Raw genomic sequence first — 17,369 nt, forward strand, 5'->3', positions numbered from 1 at the left:
AGACCCACCAGCATCAGAAGGGAGGTCCGCACGCCCGGCCTTCCGACGGACGTGGATCTCGATACGCCCGCTCCGCGGGCTGCGGGCTCGATCAGCGAGGAGGGGGCGGACTGGCTTTCTGACGCTGGTGGAGCCTCTGGGAGAGGACTGCCGCAAGCTCGCTGGTCGAGTAGCCCCGCAGGGGCGTATCGAGACCCACCAGCGTCAGAAGGGAGGTCTGCACGCCCGGCCTTCCGACGGATGTGGATCTCGATACGCCCGCTGCGCGGGCTGCGGGCTCGATCAGCGAGGAGGGGGCGGACTGGCTTTCTGACGCTGGTGGAGCCTCTGGGAGAGGACTGCCGCGAGCTCGCTGGTCGAGTAGCCGCCGCAGGCGGCGTATCGAGACCCACCAGCGTCAGCTGGGAGGTCTGCACGCCCGGCCTTCCGACGGACGTGGATCTCGATACGCCCGCTGCGTGGGCTACTCGATCAGCGGGGAGGGGGCGGACTGGCTTTCTGACGCTGGTGGAGCCTCTGGGAGAGGACTGCCGCAAGCTCGCTGGTCGAGTAGCCGCCGCAGGCGGCGTATCGAGACCCACCAGCGTCAGCAGGGAGGTCTGCAAGCCCGGCCTTCTGACGGACGTGGATCTCGATACGCCCGCTGCGCGGGCTACTCGATCGGCGAGGATGCCGCCCGCCGACGGGTGGTCGGGCGGTTGGCCGCGGCGAACCGCGCCGTCAGATCCGGTCGTCGAGGGCCGCGAGCAGCGCCGCGCGGTCCTCGCGGAGGATCGACGCCCCGCTGCCGGGGATCGCGCGCACCTCGACGCCGCGGTCGGAGAGCACCGAGGCGAGCGACGCGTGGCCCAGCGGGTCCTCGGGGAGCACGGCGAGCGTCGGCACGGTGAAGCCCTTCGGGGCGTCCGCCGCGTCCTTCGCGGTCAGGCCTGATGCCGATGCCGGATCCCAGAGGCGGTGCGCCGAGACGTCGAGCTCGATCTGCTCGTCGGTCCAGATCGGGTGGCGGCGGCGCACCTCGTCGGCGTCGCCCTTCTCGACCCGCGCGAGGGAGCCGGCGCGGTGCAGCGCCCCACCCAGCCCCCGCGCATCCGAGAACGCGGGGTCGAGCAGGATCAGCCGCTCGGGCCGGTAGTCGACGAGCTGCGCGGCGACGACCGCGCCGAGTCCGTGGCCGATGATCAGGTCGGGAGTCTGCAGGACCGACGCGCGGACGTCGCCCGCCCAGCGCTCGGGGGAGTACGTGGGCGACTTCGGCGAACCGCCGTGGCCGGCGAGGTCCGGCGCGATCACGCGGTAGCCGTGCTCCTGCAGCGCCGGGACGAGGGCGTACCAGACGCGCGAGTCGGAGGCGAGGCCGTGCAGCAGCAGTGCGACGCGCTCGCCCGCTCCGCCGTAGTCGCGGACGTAGAGCTGGAGCGGCTCGGCGGGACCGGCCGCGAGGGCCTTCCGCTCGGCGCGGGTCGGCTCGAGTACGAGGGCGTTGCCGAAGACGCGCGGCGCGGGTCCGAAGGCGTCGCGGGCGCTCTGCACGACGCGGCGGCCGAGCATCGCGTTGCCGACGCCTCCGATCGCCGCGCCGATGCCGAACGGCATGGCGCGACCGACGAGCCCTGCGCCCTGCTGGGTGAGGAAGTGCCGGGTGAAGGAGCGCTTGGCCCGATCGGCGATCTCGCCGACGAGGAAGGACGGCAGGCCCTTGGTCACGACCGAGCCCCAGTACTGGTTGAGGCCCGCCCCGCCGCCGACCGCCTGGCCCGCGACCTGACGGACCAGCTCGCTCCCGGAGGATCCCATCATCAGTGTGAGCACCAGCGCCCGCGCGCGCTCGGGATCCTCGAGTCGGATGCCGTGCACCTCGGTCACCGACTGCGCGAAGAGCGCGCTCGCCTCGAGGAACCCGGCGGCGCCCGCCCCCGACAGAGCGACGGAGGTGACGGTGCCGATCCCGGGGACGACGGCGGTCGCGCCGATCGCCGCGCCTCCTGCGGCGACGCTCGCGAGGTACTGGCGCTCGAGCGAGGTGATCAGCTGCTCCGGAGTCGCGTTCGGCCGGCGGCGGCGCAGGGCGCGGATGTTCGCCAGCACGGCGGGGCGCTGCACGGCGAGCAGTCGATCGAGCATCCGGGCCAGCTGGGCGTTCTCGACCTGCGCCTCCGATCCCGACGTGTCGTCGATCCGCTTCTCGAGGTCGCGCTTGCGCTTGCGGTCGGCCATGTCCTGCAACTCCTGCGTCGTCTGCCGACCGCGGGCGGCACGGCGCACCGGGGTCAGTCGGCGGCGGCCTGCGGTTTCGGCGCGTAGTCCTCAGCGTAACGGGCGAGAACCTGCTCGATCGGTGCGTCCAGGACGAGTCGGCCCTTGTCCAGGTAGAGCCCGCGGGTGCAGAACCGCCGCAGGTCGCGCTCGTTGTGCGAGACGAAGAACAGCGTCCGGCCGGCGGCGAGGAGCTCCTCGATGCGGGCGTAGCACTTCTCGCGGAAGGCCTTGTCGCCCACCGCGAGCACCTCGTCGACCAGGATGATCGGCTCCTCGAGGCGGGAGACGACCGAGAACGCGATCCGCACCTTCATCCCGCTCGAGAGGTGCTTGTAGGGGGTGTCGAGGAAGTCGCCGATCTCGGCGAAGTCGATGATCGAGTCGAAGCGGTCGTCGACCTCGCGCCGCGACATGCCGTGCAGCCCGGCCGTCAGGTAGACGTTCTCGCGGACGCTGAGGTCGGCGACGAAGCCCCCGGTGATCTCGATGAGCGGAGCGACTCCGCCGCGCACCTCGACGACGCCCTCGTCGGGCAGCACGACTCCCGCCACCAGCTTGAGGAGGGTCGACTTGCCCTGGCCGTTCCGCCCGACGACCCCGATGGCCTCGCCCTGGCGCACCTCGACGTCGAGCCCCCGCAGCGCCCAGAACTCGCCCGGGCGGGAGCGCCGGGAGCGGCCGGCGAAGAGGTCCTTGAAGGAGCGGCGCCCGCGGCGGTTGCGGCGGAAGCTGATCCCGAGACCGCGGCACGCGATGACGACGGGATTCTCGGTCGCCGACGACGCCATCACAGCTCCTTCAGGACCGCGCGCTCGGAGCGGCGGAAGACGATCAGGCCGACGACGAGCAGGAGCACCGAGATCAGCGCGGAGGTGAGGATCAGCGGCAGGTCGAGCTCGCTCGCGAAGAAGGTGGAGCGGTAGAGCGCGAAGATCCCGCTCAGCGGGTTGAGCGCCGCGTACGGCTGGATCCCGACGGGCAGGTTCGCGGTCGAGTAGATGATCGGCGACGCGTAGAAGAGGAAGCGCAGCACCAGCTTGATCACGCGCTCGAGGTCGCGGAAGAAGACCACGAGCGGAGCGACCAGGAGGCCGACCCCGAGGGTGAGGATCGCCTGCAGCACGATCGCGACCGGGAAGAGCAGGACGGCGGGAGTCACCTCGGCACCGGCGAGCACCGCGAACAGGACGAGCACCGGGATGCTCGCCACGAACTCGATTCCCTTCGAGAGCACGATCCGCCCGACCCAGATCGTGCGCGGGATCGAGGTCGAGCGCACGAGCTTCGCCTCCTTGAGGAAGGCGCGCGTGGCGTCGGAGGTGGCCTGGTTGAACCACATCCACGGCAGCAGCCCCGCGAGGAGGAAGACGATGTACGGGTCCTCGCCGACCGAGCGGTCGAAGACCACCGTGAAGACGAAGTAGTAGATCCCCGACATCACGAGCGGGTCGAGGACCGACCAGAAGTAGCCGAGAGCGCTCGTGGCGTAGCGGACGGTCAGGTCGCGCCGGGTGAGCAGCCACAGCGAGTGCCGGTAGCGCCACGCCCTGGAGCGACGGTGGCGGACGGCCGTCTCGGCCGAGGTGTCCGGCGCTGCTGGTGTGCTCATCCCGCGCGACTCCTCCCGACCGTCCGACCCGCCTGTGCGAGCCGGAGGAGCCGGGAGCGTCAGACGAAGAGGTTCGCGCGCTCGAGGTCTTCGGCGAAGTCCACCTCGACGGCGTAGAGGTCGGAGATGTCCATCGGCTCGACGAGCAGTCTGTTCTGCTCGATCGCCAACTCTAGGCCACGCTCGAAGTAGTCCTGGGCGTCCACGCGGGCGAGGTGGCGGATCAGCGCGGGCTTGTCGGCGGCCGAGACGTAGTTGATGCCGACCGCCTCGCCGAGGCCGCCGCGGACGGTCTTGGAGAGCTGGTCGATGTAGCCCTCGGCGCTCGTCGTGTACTTGACCTCCTCGTCCGACACCTTCGCGGTGTTGACGGTGACGAAGGAGGTGTCCTTCGCGATGAGCGCCCTCGTGCGGTCGAGGATGCGGGGGTCGAAGACGACGTCGCCGTTCATCCAGAGCACGCCGCCCTGACCCGACGCCTGGAGGGCGCGCAGGAGGCTCTTCGAGGTGTTGGTCTGGTCGTACTGCTCGTTGTAGACGAACGATGCCTGGGGGAACGCCTCGATGATGTGCTCGAGCTTGTAGCCGACCACGATGCTCACGGGCGTCTTCGCTCCGAAGGCGTGGTGGATGTTGTCGAACTGCTGCTGCATGATCGTGCGGCCGTCGCTGAGCGGGGTCAGCGGCTTCGGGAGGGACCGGCCGAGTCGGCTGCCCATTCCGGCGGCGAGGATGACGACCGAGGCGGGGATACCGCCCGTGCTGCTACGTGAATCCGAGTGGGTCGTCATGTCTTCTCCTCGTGTTAACCGCCGCGTATCGATCTGATTGCTCCCTGGGTCGTTGCTTAGTGTACAGTTCCGGCTCGCTCAGGCCAGGGTGGTTGACGTCTCGACGTGTCGCGAGGCCCCGATGCGCTCCTGTCGGGCTGCGAGCGAGTTGGTACCGTAGCCGGATGACGTCCGCGACGAACGCCGAGGAATCCGAGCGCGAGGCTGCTCCGCCCGCGGATCCGTCGATCGCCGAGGCGCCCGAAACCACGGAGGAGCCGGAGGTCGCGGGGGAGCCCGCGATCGCCGGAGAGCCGCAGGTCGTCGAGGAGGGGGGCGCGCCCGTCGCCGCCCCCGTCGTCTTCGCGCTGCGCGGACTCACCCGCACCTTCGGCCGCACCGTCGCCGTCGACCGCATCGACCTCGAGGTCAGGGCCGGCACCTTCTGCGGCATCATCGGGCCCAACGGCGCCGGCAAGACGACCACCCTCTCGATGATGACGGGGCTCCTCCGCCCCGACACCGGCCAGGTGCTCGTGCACGGCGTCGACGTCTGGAAGGACTCCGCCGCCGCCAAGCGGCTCATCGGAGTCCTGCCCGACCGCCTCCGGCTCTTCGACCGGCTCACCGGAGCCCAGTTCCTCTACTACGCCGCGGCGCTGCGCGGGATCGACCGCGCGACGGCGAAGCAGCGGATCGCCGAGCTCGCCGGGGCGCTCGGCCTCACCGACGCTCTCGAGCGCCTGATCTCGGACTACTCCGCCGGCATGGCGAAGAAGGTCGCGCTGGCCGGCGCCATGATCCACGCTCCGCGGGTGCTCGTGCTCGACGAGCCCTTCGAGTCGGTCGACCCCGTCTCCTCGGCCGCGGTCATCACCGTGCTCCGGCGCTTCGTCGCCGGGGGCGGCACGGTGGTGCTCTCGAGTCACGGCCTCGACTTCATCGAGCGCGTCTGCGACGACGTCGCCGTGATCGTCGGCGGCAAGGTGCTCGCCTCCGGATCGGTCGCCGAGGTCGCCGGGACCGCGACGCTCGAGGAGCGCTTCCTCGAGCTCGCGGGCGGCAAGCAGATCGCCGAGGGGCTGCAGTGGCTGCACGACTTCTCCGGCTGAGGCTCGACGTCCTCCTCGGGGCGTTCCGCTCCGGACCCGCGTCGACCGCCGGTGTGCTGCTCGGCGTGCTCGTCGTCGTCGCGGCCACGGCCGGGCTGCTCGCCGGGCTCCGCGCGCTCGAGCCCGCGAGCGGACTCGCGGCCGACGCCGTGGTGGTCGGCGGATCGCTGCTCACGCTCGCGTTCCTCGCGCTGCCGTTCCTGCTCGGCCCGGTCGACCCGATGGATCCGCGGGCGTTCCGGCTCTTCGGCATCCCGAGCGTCCGGCTCGCGGCGGCCCTGGCCCTGGCCGGGCTGATCTCGGCGCCGGTGCTCGCGCTCGCCGTGCTGGGCGGGGCGCTCGTCCCGCTCTTCCCGGGCGCCGGCGCGCTCGGCGTGCTCGGTCCGCTGCTCGGGGTGCTCACGAGCGCCCTCCTCGCGCGGATCGGCCTCGCCGCCTCCGCCGCCCTCGTGCCCTCGCGCACCGCGCGGGAGCTGCTCGCGGTACTGGGACTCGTCCTGATCCTCGCGGTGCCCGTCGCCCTCGTCCTGGTCACGGGACTCGACTGGGGAGGCGCGGGCTCGCGGGTGCTCGACGGTCTCGCCTCGGCGCTCGGCGCGACTCCTCTCGGTGCCGCCTGGGCGATCGCCCCGGCGGCCGCTGCGGGCGACCCCGTCCCGTCCCTCCTCGTCGCCCTGCTCACGCTCGTCGTCGCGGCGGCCGTGTGGTGGCTCGTGGTCCGGGTGCTGACCGAGCGTCCGGAGCGCACGCACCGCCCGGCGCGCGGGGTCCGGCTGGGCTGGTTCGAGGTGCTCCCCGCCTCGCCCGCCGGGGCGATCGCCGCCCGCAGCATCACCTACTGGGCGCGGGACCCGCGCTACCAGGCGTCGCTCGTGGCCGTGCCGCTCCTGCCGGTCGTGACCCTCGTGCTGCTGGCGGTCGTCGGAGTGCCCTTCCCGCTGCTGTCGCTGCTCCCGGTGCCGCTCGTCGTGCTGTTCCTCGGCTGGTTCCTGCACAACGACGTCGCCTACGACGGATCGGCCTTCTGGCTGCACGTGGCGGCCGGAGTCCGCGGCCGCGCCGACCGCCTCGGCCGCGCGTTCCCCACACTCCTGCTCGGGCTGCCGATCGTCCTGCTCGGCTCGCTGGTGAGCAGTGCGACCTCGGGGCTGGACGGCTCCTTCCCGGTGCTCCTCGCGGCCAACACCTGCCTGCTGCTCGTGCCCGCGGGAGTCGCGAGCGCCGTGTCGGCGCGGCTCGCCTACCCGGCGCCGCGGCCCGGCGACAGCGCGTTCGTGCAGCCGCAGGCGCCCGGCGCGAGCGGCGCGGGTCCCCAGGCGCTCGCCTTCGGGCTCGGGCTGCTGCTGGCGGCGCCGACGGTGGTGCTCGCCCTCCGCGCCCTCTTCGTCGATCCGGAGGCGGTGTCCACGGCGGTGCTCACCGGCTTCGGCAGCGCGGTGGTCGTGTTCGTTCTCGGCGTCCTGCTCGGCGGGGCGCTCTTCGACCGCCGAGCGGCCGAGCTGGTCTCGTTCACCAGCCGCTACTGAGCCGCGGCCCGGAGTCGCTCCGAGGGAGCGCGCGTAGAATCCTCCGCATGACGACCCGGCCTGAGAACAGCAGCACCGACCCCCTCGAGGGCGGCGGAGGAACCGCCACCCTCGACCGCGAGCTCGAGGAGCTCCTCAACCAGGAGACCGTCGAGCCCGGCGATCACGAGCGCTTCTCGCACTACGTCCCGAAGGACAAGATCCTCGAGAGCGCCATGACCGGCAAGCCCGTCCGTGCGCTCTGCGGCAAGAAGTGGCTCCCGGGCCGCGACCCCGAGAAGTTCCCGGTCTGCCCGGCCTGCAAGGAGATCTACGCCCGGATGAAGTAGGGCGCGCCTCAGGCGTAGCGCGTCGGCAGCACGGGGTCGCCACGGCCCAGACGCAGGGCGTCCTGCGGCAGCTCGAGCACAGCATTGGCGTGGTGCTCGCGAGCGGCCTGCACGCCCGCCGGTCCGAGGTGGTCCGGGAGGATCGTCCCGTCGTCGATCAGCGGCACGAGCAGCGCCCGCTCATCCTCGCCGACGGCGCCCTCCGGCCCCGCGCCCACGTGCACGACCTCCTCGACGGCGATGCCGTCCTCGGTGAGGAGGCGGCCGGCGGCCTTGCGCCCGCCGATGGACGCCTTCGCGATCGACTTCTTGGCGACGGCGACCCACTCGCCCGCGTCGTCCTCGTGCGCCACGAGCTTGTAGACCATGCCCGCCGTCGGGTGGCCGGAGCCCGTCGCGACCGAGGTCCCGACGCCGTAGGAGTCGACGGGCGAGGCGGCGAGCGCGGCGATGCCGTACTCGTCGAGATCGTTGGTGACGGTGATCCTCGTGCCGGTCGCACCGAGCGCGTCGAGCTGCGCGCGCACGGCGGCCACCTGCTGCGGGAGGTCGCCGGAGTCGATCCGCACGGCGCCGAGGCCGGTGCCCGCCACGCGGACGGCCAGGTCGACCGCGGCGGTCACGTCGTAGGTGTCGACGAGGAGCGTCGTGCCGGGCCCGAGGGCTGCGACCTGCGCGCGGAACGCCGCCTCCTCCGAGTCGTGCAGGAGGGTGAAGGCGTGCGCGGACGTGCCCATGGTCGGCACGCCCCAGCTGCGGCCCGCCTCGAGGTTCGACGTCGCTCCGAATCCGGCGATGTAGGCGGCGCGGGCCGCGGCGACCGCCGAGCGCTCGCCGGCGCGCCGCGATCCCATCTCGGCGAGCGGGCGGCCGTCGGCGGCCGACACCATGCGCGCGGCGGCGCTCGCGACGGCGCTGTCGTGGTTGAGGACGCTCAGCACGAGGGTCTCGAGCAGCACGCCCTCGGCGAAGGGCGCCTCGACGATCAGCACGGGGGAGCCGGGAAGGTAGACCTCGCCCTCGCGGTAGCCCCAGACGTCCCCGCCGAAGCGGTAGTCCGCGAGCCAGTCGAGAGTGCGGGAGTCGACCACGCGGTTCTCCTGCAGCCAGTCGAGCTCCGGCTCGCCGAAGCGGAATCGCGAGATCAGCTCGAGGAGGCGGCCGGTGCCCGCGAGGACCCCGTAGCGGCGCCCGGGCGGCAGGCTCCTCGCGAACACCTCGAACATGCAGCGGCGGTCGGCGGTGCCGCTGCCGAGAGCGCCCTCGACCATCGTGAGCTCGTAGCGGTCGGTGAGGAACGACGTCGCATCCATCCGATCAGTGTTCCACGAGCCCGCCGGTAGGCTCGTCTCCTGTGACGGACGCACCCATCGGCATCTTCGACTCCGGGGTCGGCGGGCTCACCGTGGCCCGCTCGGTGATCGACCAGCTGCAGAACGAGTCGATCGTCTACCTCGGCGACACCGCGCACTCGCCCTACGGTCCGAAGCCGCTCGCGGACGTCCGCGCGTACGCCCTCGACACGCTCGACACGCTGGTCGACCAGGGCGCGAAGCTGCTCGTGATCGCCTGCAACACCGCCTCGGCGGCGATGATGCGGGACGCCAGGGAGCGCTACACGATCGGCCGCGGCATCCCCGTGGTCGAGGTCATCCAGCCGGCGGTCCGCAGCGCGGTGCGCGACACCCGCAACCGCAGGGTCGGAGTGATCGGCACGGTCGGCACGATCCGCTCCCGCGCCTACGACGACGCCTTCGTCGCGGCCCCCGACCTCGAGCTCGTCACCGCGGCGTGCCCGCGCTTCGTCGAGTTCGTCGAGGCGGGGATCACCTGGAGCGACGAGCTGCTCGCGCTCGCCGAGGAGTACCTCGCGCCGCTCAAGGCGGCCGGAGTCGACACGCTCGTCCTCGGCTGCACCCACTACCCGCTGCTGCGCGGCGCCATCGCCTACGTGATGGGCCCCGACGTGCGCCTGGTGTCGAGCGCCGAGGAGACCGCGCTCGACGTCTACCGCACGCTCGTCGCGCACGGCCTGCAGCGCACCGCCTCCGCTCCGCCGAGCTACCGCTGGGAGGAGACCGGATCGAGCGACTTCGTCCGCCTCGCCCGCCGGTTCCTCGGCCCAGAGGTCTCGAGCGTCGACCTCGTCGAGACCGGCACCATCAATCTGCGCGAGCTCGACCGGGCCGCGCGACAGACAGGGAGTCCCCAGTGACCGACAGCACCTCCGCCCAGCCGGCCGTGAAGCGCAAGGACGGCCGCGCGGCCGACGAGCTGCGCACCGTCACCATCGAGCGCGGCTGGAGCACGCAGGCCGAGGGCTCGGCCCTCGTCTCGTTCGGGAACACCCGGGTGCTCTGCACCGCCTCCTTCACCAACGGCGTGCCGCGCTGGCTCCAGGGCAAGGGCAAGGGCTGGGTCACCGCGGAGTACGCGATGCTGCCGCGCTCGACCAACTCCCGGATGGACCGCGAGGCGGTCAAGGGCAAGGTCGGCGGGCGCACCCACGAGATCTCGCGCCTGATCGGGCGCAGCCTCCGCGCCGTGGTCGACATGAAGGCGCTCGGCGAGAACACCATCGTGATCGACTGCGACGTGCTGCAGGCCGACGGCGGCACCCGCACGGCGGCGATCACCGGCGCCTACGTCGCGCTGGTCGACGCCATCGAGTGGGCCCGCGGCAAGAAGTACGTCGGCCAGAAGGCGACGCCGCTGATCGACAGCCTCTCCGCCGTCTCGGTCGGCATCATCGACGGCGTCCCGATGCTCGACCTCGCCTACGTCGAGGACGTGCGCGCCGAGACCGACATGAACGTCGTCGTGACGGGCCGCGGCCTCTTCGTCGAGGTCCAGGGCACCGCGGAGGGCGCGCCGTTCGACCGCCGCGAGCTCGACGCGCTGCTCGACCTCGCCGTCGGCGGTGCCGCCGACCTCGCGCGCATCCAGGCGGAGGCGCTCGCCGCGGAGCCGGGGCCCCGCGCGTGAGCCTCGATCTCGTCCTCGCGACCCACAACGCGGGCAAGGTCGAGGAGTTCCGCGCGATGCTCGCGGGCGCGCTGCCGGGAGTCGGCGTTCGGGCCTACGACGGGCCCGAGCCGGTCGAGGACGGCGTCACGTTCGCGGAGAACGCGCTGATCAAGGCCCGGGCGGCCGCGGCGCACACCGGCCTCGTTGCGCTCGCCGACGACTCCGGGATCTGCGTCGACGTGCTGGGCGGCGCCCCCGGGATCTTCTCGGCGCGCTGGTCGGGCAGGGCGCACGACGCCCGGGCCAACCTCGAGCTGCTGCTCGCCCAGCTCGCCGACGTGAAAGCCGAGCACCGCGCGGCGCACTTCAGCTGCACGATCGCGCTCGTCGTGCCCGACTCCGTGCTGCCGGGAGGCCAGGAGATCGTCGTCGAGGGCCGCTGGGACGGCGCGATCGCGACGGCCCCGCGCGGCACGAACGGCCACGGCTACGATCCGGTCTTCGTCCCCGAGTCGGGCTCCCTCACCGCCGCCGAGCTCGCGCCCGAGCAGAAGAACGCCCGCAGCCACCGCGCCCGGGCCTTCACCGCCCTGCGCTCCGAGCTCGTCGCGCTGGAGTCGCGCCTGTCCTGACGCTCACTGCGAGACGCTCCCGGGTACGCCGCACGCCGAGGGAGGCGGACCCGAGCGACCTCTCGTGGGGGTCGTCAGTGCTTGGGGCGCTTGTCGTCCAGGGCGTCCTGGTCGAGGACGTAGGCGGCCGACTCGGTGGAGTCGGTCTCCTTGTCGGTGGCGAGGCGGGCCTTGCGGCGCTGCTGGAAGAAGTGGAACAGCGTCGGCACGATCGCCAGGACCACGGCGCCGATGAGGATCACGTCGATGTAGTGCGAGACGAAGTCGGCGACCGGCGGGATGAAGGCGAGCAGCCAGCCCAGGAGCGTGACGCCGCTGCCCCAGAGCAGGGCGCCGATGAGGTTGTAGAGGCTGTACTTGCGGTAGTTCATGTGCGCGACGCCCGCGGCGATCGGCGCGAAGGTGCGCACGATCGGCACGAATCGCGCGAGGATCACGGCGAAGCCGCCGAAGCGCTCGAAGAAGGCGTTGGTGCGCTTGACGTTCTCGATGCTGAAGAAGCCCGACTCCTTGCGCTCGAAGATGCGCGGGCCCGCCTTGTGGCCGATCAGGTAGCCGACCTCGCCGCCGAGGAACGCGGAGAAGCCGATCGCGAGGCAGATCAGCCAGATCGGGACGCCGAGGCCGCCGTTCGCCGCGTCCTCGTGCGCAAGGAGCCCGGTGATGATGAGCAGGGTGTCGCCCGGGAAGAGGAAGCCGATCAGCAGACCGGTCTCGGCGAAGACGATGATGCACACCACCAGGACGCCCCACGGCCCGAACGAGGTGAGGATCGTCTCCGGGTCGAGCCAGGGGATCAGGGCGGCGTGGTTCAACGGTTCTCCAGTCGATCGATGCCGGTCGGCTCCGAGCACCGGGCGCGACCGCGCTCAGCGTACCGGTCGAGCCCCTGGTGTTCCGGGGCGGGAGAACGTCGTGCGGAAGGTGGGACTCGAACCCACATGCCTCTCGGCACAGGAACCTAAATCCTGCGTGTCTGCCATTCCACCACTCCCGCGAGTGCGCGACTCAGTCTAGGAGCGGCCTGCGGTGAGGGATGTAGCGCGGGATCCATCGGGCGAGCGCTGCGGCACCGGCGAGACCGAGCACTCCCATCGCTCCGGCGGCGAAGGGCAGCGAGACCGCGGCGATGAGCGCCGACACGATGATCGGCGCCGCCGCGTTGCCCGCGTCGCCGGTGAAGCGGAACGCGCCGAGGAACGGAGCCGGGTCGTCGGGAGGCGCCAGGTCGGCGCCGATCGTCATGAGGATGCCCGATCCGATGCCGTTCGCGAGCGCCAGGACGCAGGCGACCGCGACGAACCAGGGCACCGGATCGGCGGCGACGAGCGTCAGCACGAGGATCAGGTGGCCGAGCCCGAGCCCGATCATCGACGGGATCGCCGTCGCGCCGCGGCCGAAGCGGTCCATCAGCTGGCCGCCTGCGTAGAACAGGGCGAAGTCGATCCCGCCGGCGATGCCGATGATGATCGCGGTCTGCGTGTCGGCGATCCCGATGCTGACCGCCCAGAGCGGGAGGATCAGGGTGCGGCTCGCCCGGAGCGCGCCGATTACCGCGGCGCCGGTCCCCATGCGGGCGAGGACGCCGCGGTGCTCGCGCAGCGTGCGGACGAGGCCGGGCGACGCCTCCGGGACGGGGACGGGATCGGGGGAGAGGTCGGCCGTGGCCGCCTGCGCCCGGCGCAGCACGGTCGCCGGGTCGGGCACCAGGAGCAGCACGACCACCGCCGCGACGCAGCAGACGATGTGCACCCAGAAGACCGACTCGACCGAGCCGGTGAGGTGCACGACGCCCGCCGCGACGAACGGACCGACGAACCAGCCGGCGCGGAAGGCGCCCGCGAGCGCGCTGAGCGCCCTGGCGCGGTGGGTGATCGGGACGAACGACGTCATGAACGCGTGCCGCGCGAGCGCGAACACCGCCGTCGCGAGGCCGATGATGAAGACGCCGACCGTCAGCCCGACCCACGAGGTCGAGAGCAGGCAGACGATCAGCCCGAGGATCGAGGCGGCGGAGGCGCTCAGCATCGCGCCGCGCTCGCCGATCCGCGAGACGATCCAGCCGCTCGGGATGTCGCCCGCGAGCTCGCCGATCATGATCATCCCGGCGACCAGGCCCGCGAGCGCGAGCGTCGCGCCGAGATCGCCCGCCGCGGCGGGGAGGAGGGGGATGATCGCGCCCTCGCCGACCGAGAACAGCAGCGTCGGCAGGAAGGTGGAGAGCAGGAGCGGGCCGACGGGGAACGGGCGCTCTGCGGGGACGGTCACCGTCTCCATGCTAGGTCGGAGCAGCGCCCCGCCCGCTCTCATCGTCCCCGTTAGGCTGGATCCACCATGCTGGACAACGACTTCACCGAGCAGATCACTGCTCTCCGCTCCACCTTCGCCGACATCCGAGCCGTCATCGACGTCGAGGGGCTCCGCTCGAGGATCGCCGACCTGAGCGAGCAGGCGGGTGCGCCCGACCTCTGGGACGACACCGACGCCGCCCAGAAGATCACGAGCGCGCTGAGCCACCGCCAGTCGGAGCTGGCCCGCGTCACGTCGATCGAGCGACGCCTCGACGACCTCGAGGTGCTGGTCGAGATGGCGAACGAGGCCGAGGACGCCGAGTCGGAGCAGGAGGCGATCGCCGAGCTCAGCGCCCTGCAGAAGATCATGGGCGAGCTCGAGGTGCAGACGCTGCTCGACGGCGAGTACGACGACCGCCCGGCGGTCGTGACGATCCGCGCGGGCGCCGGCGGCGTCGACGCCTCCGACTTCGCCGAGATGCTGATGCGGATGTACCTCCGCTGGGCCGAGAAGCACAAGTACAGCGCGACCGTGATGGACGCGAGCTACGCGGAGGAGGCCGGCATCAAGTCGGCGACCTTCGAGATCGACGCGCCCTACGCCTTCGGGACCCTCTCGGTCGAGGCGGGCACGCACCGCCTGGTCAGGATGAGCCCCTTCGGCGCGGCGGGGAAGCGCCAGACCTCGTTCGCCGCGGTCGAGGTCATCCCGCTGATGGAGGAGGCCGGCGCGGTCGAGATCCCCGACAACGACATCCGGGTCGACGTCTTCCGCTCCTCGGGCCCCGGCGGCCAGTCGGTCAACACGACCGACTCCGCGGTGCGCATCACCCACCTCCCCACGGGGACGGTCGTGTCGATGCAGAACGAGAAGAGCCAGATCCAGAACCGCGCGGCGGCCATGCGCGTCCTGGCGTCGCGACTCCTGCTGATCCAGAAGGAGCAGGAGGCGGCGACCAAGAAGGAGCTCGCGGGGAACATCACCGCGAGCTGGGGCGACCAGATGCGCAGCTACGTGCTCGCGCCGTACCAGATGGTCAAGGACCTCCGCACCGACCACGAGGTCGGCAATCCGTCGCACGTCTTCGACGGCGACATCGACGGCTTCATCGCGGCGGGCATCCGCTGGCGCAAGTCGGCCTGATCGCACCGCGGCACCGCGGGCCGCTCGACGCGCCGCAGGCCGGCTCGGCCGACTCTCCGAGATCGTCGTTTACCCTCGGTACGACATGATTCGCTTCGACAACGTCTCCAAGCAGTACCGGGGCGGCACCAGACCCGCCCTGAACGCCATCGATCTCGAGATCCTCCGGGGCGAGTTCGTCTTCCTCGTCGGCGCCTCGGGCTCCGGCAAGTCGAGCTGCCTCCGGCTGATCCTGAAGGAGGAGCGGCCCTCCTCCGGCTCCATCCACGTGCTCGGGCAGAACCTGGGCAAGATCTCGAGCCGCAAGGTGCCCTACTTCCGCCGCAACATGGGCGTCGTCTTCCAGGACTTCCGCCTGCTCCCCAACAAGTCGGTCTTCGACAACGTCGCGTTCAGCCTCCAGGTGATCGGCAAGTCGAAGGGCTACATCCAGGAGGCGGTCCCCGACACGCTCAAGATGGTGGGCCTCGCGGGCAAGGCGTCGCGCCTGCCGCACGAGCTGTCCGGAGGCGAGCAGCAGCGCGTCGCGATCGCCCGCGCGGTCGTGAACAAGCCGGCCGTCCTCCTCGCCGACGAGCCCACGGGGAACCTCGACCCGACCACCAGCGCCGGCATCATGGCGCTCCTCGAGCGGATCAACGCCGGCGGCACGACCGTCATCATGGCCACCCACGAGGCCGGCATCGTCGACCAGATGAAGCGCCGCGTCATCGAGCTCTCGGCCGGCAGCATCATCCGCGACGAGCGCCAGGGCGGCTACGGCCAGACCGAGAGCATCACCGTGGTCCACGACGGCGTCGTCGTCGTCGCGGCAGACGACCACAAGGTCGCCGAGACGACGTCGATCCCGGTCATCACCGAGAGCGCGCTCGCGCCCGCCGAGGTGCCGGAGCTCGACCTGCGTCGCCCCGCCCCCGCGCTCCCCACGGCGGCCGACCCGCACGGCGGGTCCTTCGCCCGGCCGCGCCTCTCGCAGACGGCCGCCCAGCCTGTCGTCCCCGAGGGACGCCGCTCGGCCAACGCCCCCGAGTCGCACGTCACCGCGGCGCACCCCGTCCTCCCCGCACCCCCCGCGCCGGAGGCCCCCGAGGCACCGCGCGTCGTCGAGCTCGCGAGCCAGACCGGCCCGATCTACCTCCCCGCCGACACCGGCGCGCTCCCGGAGGAGTCGCTCGCGGCCCGCCTGGGCCTGCGCGCCGCGCGGGAGGACGGCGACGAGACCGGGGACGACCAGCAGAACGTAGGACCCGTCAAGTGAGATTCGCACTGATCTGGTCGGAGGTCTCGAGCGGCCTCCGACGCAACGTCTCGATGGTCGTCTCCGTCATCCTGGTGACCTTCATCTCGCTCACCTTCGTCGGCACCGCGATCCTGCTGCAGATGCAGATCGGCCAGATGAAGAACTTCTGGTACGACAAGGCGCAGGTCGCCGTCTACATGTGCACCGCCACCTCCGGGGGCTCGAACTGCAGCGGCAGCGACGCGACCCAGGAGCAGATCGACTCGGTCGAGGCGCAGCTCGACGGCGCCACCCTCGCGCCCTACATCGACGAGTCCTACTTCGAGGACCACGACCAGGCCTACGCGAACTTCCAGCAGCAGTTCGCCGGCAACCCGGTCGCCGAGTACGTCACTCCGGACCTGCTCAACCAGACCTTCTGGATCAACCTCAAGGACCCGACGCAGTCGGACGTGATCGTCGAGAGCCTCTCGAGCGTCTCGGGGGTCGAGAGCGTCACCGACCAGCGGCAGTACCTCGACCAGATCTTCTCGATCCTGAACGCGGCGAGCTACACGGCGATCGGCATCGCGGTGCTGATGCTGGTGGCGGCGGTGCTGCTGATCGCGACGACGATCCGCTTGTCGGCCTTCTCGAGACGCAGGGAGCTGGGCATCATGCGGCTCGTGGGGGCGTCGAACCGCTTCATCCAGACCCCGTTCATCCTCGAGGGCGTGTTCGCGGCGCTGCTCGGATCGATCCTCGCGGGAGTCGCGGTCATCGCGATCGTGCAGTTCTTCGTGCAGGGGTTCCTGGCGTACCGCATCCCGCTGACCTCGTTCGTGGGGCTGGACGACGCGCTGATCGTCCTCCCGATCCTGGTGGTGGTGGGCATCGTCCTGGCCGCGATCTCGGCGAACGTGGCGATCGCCAGGTATCTCCGGGTCTGACCGCTCCGCACGGCCGTATACTGATGGGCTGCCTCGATCGGGGCAGCCCATCGTCGCTCTCGGAGAGGAGCCGCCGTGCCCAGGGAACAGGGTCAGAAGGTCGTCGCGACCAACCGCAAGGCGCGCCACGACTACCTCATCGAGGACACCTACGAGGCGGGTCTCGTGCTCTCGGGCACCGAGGTCAAGTCGCTCCGGGCCGGCCGTGCGTCGCTCGTCGACGGCTACGCCTTCGTCGACGGCGGTGAGGCCTGGCTCGACGCGGTGCACATCAACGAGTGGGCGCACGGCACCTGGACGAACCATCCGCCCCGGCGCAAGCGCAAGCTGCTGCTGCACAAGGCGCAGATCCTCAAGATCCACAACAAGGTGAAGGAGGGCGGGTACACGCTGATCCCGCTCTCGCTCTACTTCAGCGACGGCAAGGCCAAGGTCGAGCTCGCGGTGGCCAAGGGCAAGAAGGACTACGACAAGCGCCAGGTGCTCCGGGAGCGCCAGGACCGTCGCGAGGCCGACCGCGCGATGTCGACGCGTCGCCGCCTCGGCGACTAGGCGCTCCGG

At 71.5% G+C, this 17,369-nt stretch carries 17 protein-coding genes and 1 tRNA gene; 10 read left to right on the forward strand and 8 right to left on the reverse strand.

The window, feature by feature from the left end; translation table 11 throughout:
- Positions 1–720: 720 nt before the first annotated feature.
- Genes GRS96_RS08830 through GRS96_RS08845 form a run of 4 tightly spaced genes read right to left on the reverse strand, consistent with a single transcriptional unit; the run spans position 721 to position 4,620 of the window.
- Positions 721–2,217 (reverse strand): alpha/beta fold hydrolase, encoded by a 1,497-nt coding sequence (locus tag GRS96_RS08830; protein ID WP_159988284.1) that lies wholly within the window; start codon positions 2,215–2,217, stop codon positions 721–723.
- Positions 2,218–2,270: 53 nt separating this feature from the next.
- Positions 2,271–3,047 carry an ABC transporter ATP-binding protein gene (locus GRS96_RS08835; protein ID WP_159858786.1) on the reverse strand — a complete coding sequence of 259 codons (777 nt, stop codon included), beginning with the start codon at positions 3,045–3,047 and terminating at the stop codon, positions 2,271–2,273.
- The gene (locus GRS96_RS08840; RefSeq protein WP_159858791.1) at positions 3,047–3,868 is read right to left on the reverse strand and encodes an ABC transporter permease; all 822 of its coding nucleotides are present in this window, start codon (positions 3,866–3,868) and stop codon (positions 3,047–3,049) included. The genes GRS96_RS08835 and GRS96_RS08840 overlap by 1 nt, the downstream gene beginning before the upstream one ends.
- Before the next feature lie 59 nt (positions 3,869–3,927).
- A complete protein-coding gene (locus GRS96_RS08845; protein WP_159989280.1) occupies positions 3,928–4,620 on the reverse strand; it encodes a phosphocholine cytidylyltransferase family protein in 693 nt (230 codons plus the stop codon).
- 203 nt (positions 4,621–4,823) lie between these two features.
- Here GRS96_RS08845 and GRS96_RS08850 point away from each other — a divergent pair, with 203 nt between their 5' ends.
- Genes GRS96_RS08850 through GRS96_RS08860 form a run of 3 tightly spaced genes read left to right on the forward strand, consistent with a single transcriptional unit; the run spans position 4,824 to position 7,605 of the window.
- Positions 4,824–5,750 (forward strand): ABC transporter ATP-binding protein, encoded by a 927-nt coding sequence (locus GRS96_RS08850; RefSeq protein WP_159858794.1) that lies wholly within the window; start codon positions 4,824–4,826, stop codon positions 5,748–5,750.
- Complete coding sequence (locus GRS96_RS08855; protein WP_159858797.1) at positions 5,726–7,276, forward strand: ABC transporter permease; 1,551 nt, start codon at positions 5,726–5,728, stop codon at positions 7,274–7,276. Before GRS96_RS08850 ends, GRS96_RS08855 begins: the two co-directional genes overlap by 25 nt.
- Positions 7,277–7,323: 47 nt before the next feature.
- Positions 7,324–7,605, forward strand: a complete 282-nt coding sequence (locus GRS96_RS08860) for a DUF3039 domain-containing protein (protein ID WP_159858799.1) — start codon at positions 7,324–7,326, stop codon at positions 7,603–7,605.
- Between the two features lie 8 nt (positions 7,606–7,613).
- Here GRS96_RS08860 and GRS96_RS08865 read toward each other — a convergent pair whose 3' ends face one another.
- Positions 7,614–8,918, reverse strand: coding sequence for a nicotinate phosphoribosyltransferase (locus GRS96_RS08865; protein WP_159988285.1), 1,305 nt, complete (start codon positions 8,916–8,918; stop codon positions 7,614–7,616).
- 41 nt (positions 8,919–8,959) lie between these two features.
- Here GRS96_RS08865 and murI point away from each other — a divergent pair, with 41 nt between their 5' ends.
- From murI to rdgB, 3 genes are read left to right on the forward strand one after another with little or no spacing between them, the layout of a single operon-like run.
- Positions 8,960–9,820, forward strand: a complete 861-nt coding sequence (gene murI, locus GRS96_RS08870; protein WP_159858805.1) for a glutamate racemase — start codon at positions 8,960–8,962, stop codon at positions 9,818–9,820.
- Positions 9,817–10,590: a ribonuclease PH gene (rph, locus tag GRS96_RS08875; RefSeq protein WP_159858808.1), complete on the forward strand. Its 774-nt coding sequence runs from the start codon at positions 9,817–9,819 to the stop codon at positions 10,588–10,590. The genes murI and rph overlap by 4 nt, the downstream gene beginning before the upstream one ends.
- On the forward strand, positions 10,587–11,204 hold the full coding sequence (rdgB, locus tag GRS96_RS08880) for an RdgB/HAM1 family non-canonical purine NTP pyrophosphatase (protein WP_159988286.1): 618 nt from the start codon (positions 10,587–10,589) through the stop codon (positions 11,202–11,204). The genes rph and rdgB overlap by 4 nt, the downstream gene beginning before the upstream one ends.
- Positions 11,205–11,278: 74 nt before the next feature.
- Here rdgB and GRS96_RS08885 read toward each other — a convergent pair whose 3' ends face one another.
- The 3 genes from GRS96_RS08885 to GRS96_RS08895 all read right to left on the reverse strand — a co-directional run bounded on the left by GRS96_RS08885 (position 11,279) and on the right by GRS96_RS08895 (position 13,472).
- Entirely contained in the window at positions 11,279–12,019 is a 741-nt protein-coding gene (locus tag GRS96_RS08885; RefSeq protein ID WP_159988287.1) for a DedA family protein, read from the reverse strand.
- A 101-nt stretch (positions 12,020–12,120) separates the two neighbouring features.
- Positions 12,121–12,201, reverse strand: a tRNA-Leu gene (locus tag GRS96_RS08890).
- An 11-nt stretch (positions 12,202–12,212) separates the two neighbouring features.
- Entirely contained in the window at positions 12,213–13,472 is a 1,260-nt protein-coding gene (locus GRS96_RS08895) for an MFS transporter (RefSeq protein ID WP_236553599.1), read from the reverse strand.
- A 66-nt stretch (positions 13,473–13,538) separates the two neighbouring features.
- On the opposite strand from GRS96_RS08895, the gene prfB reads away from it, so the two are divergent.
- The 4 genes from prfB (at position 13,539) to smpB (ending at position 17,360) form a co-directional block, all read left to right on the forward strand.
- Positions 13,539–14,639: a peptide chain release factor 2 gene (prfB, locus tag GRS96_RS08900; protein WP_159858820.1), complete on the forward strand. Its 1,101-nt coding sequence runs from the start codon at positions 13,539–13,541 to the stop codon at positions 14,637–14,639.
- A gap of 85 nt (positions 14,640–14,724) precedes the next feature.
- Positions 14,725–15,897, forward strand: coding sequence for a cell division ATP-binding protein FtsE (gene ftsE / locus GRS96_RS08905; RefSeq protein ID WP_159858823.1), 1,173 nt, complete (start codon positions 14,725–14,727; stop codon positions 15,895–15,897).
- Entirely contained in the window at positions 15,894–16,808 is a 915-nt protein-coding gene (ftsX, locus tag GRS96_RS08910; protein WP_159988289.1) for a permease-like cell division protein FtsX, read from the forward strand. Before ftsE ends, ftsX begins: the two co-directional genes overlap by 4 nt.
- A gap of 75 nt (positions 16,809–16,883) precedes the next feature.
- Entirely contained in the window at positions 16,884–17,360 is a 477-nt protein-coding gene (gene smpB / locus GRS96_RS08915; RefSeq protein WP_159858852.1) for an SsrA-binding protein SmpB, read from the forward strand.
- Positions 17,361–17,369 lie beyond the last annotated feature (9 nt).

The sequence above is a fragment of the Rathayibacter sp. VKM Ac-2803 genome, assembly GCF_009807175.1.
Taxonomy (GTDB): domain Bacteria; phylum Actinomycetota; class Actinomycetes; order Actinomycetales; family Microbacteriaceae; genus Rathayibacter.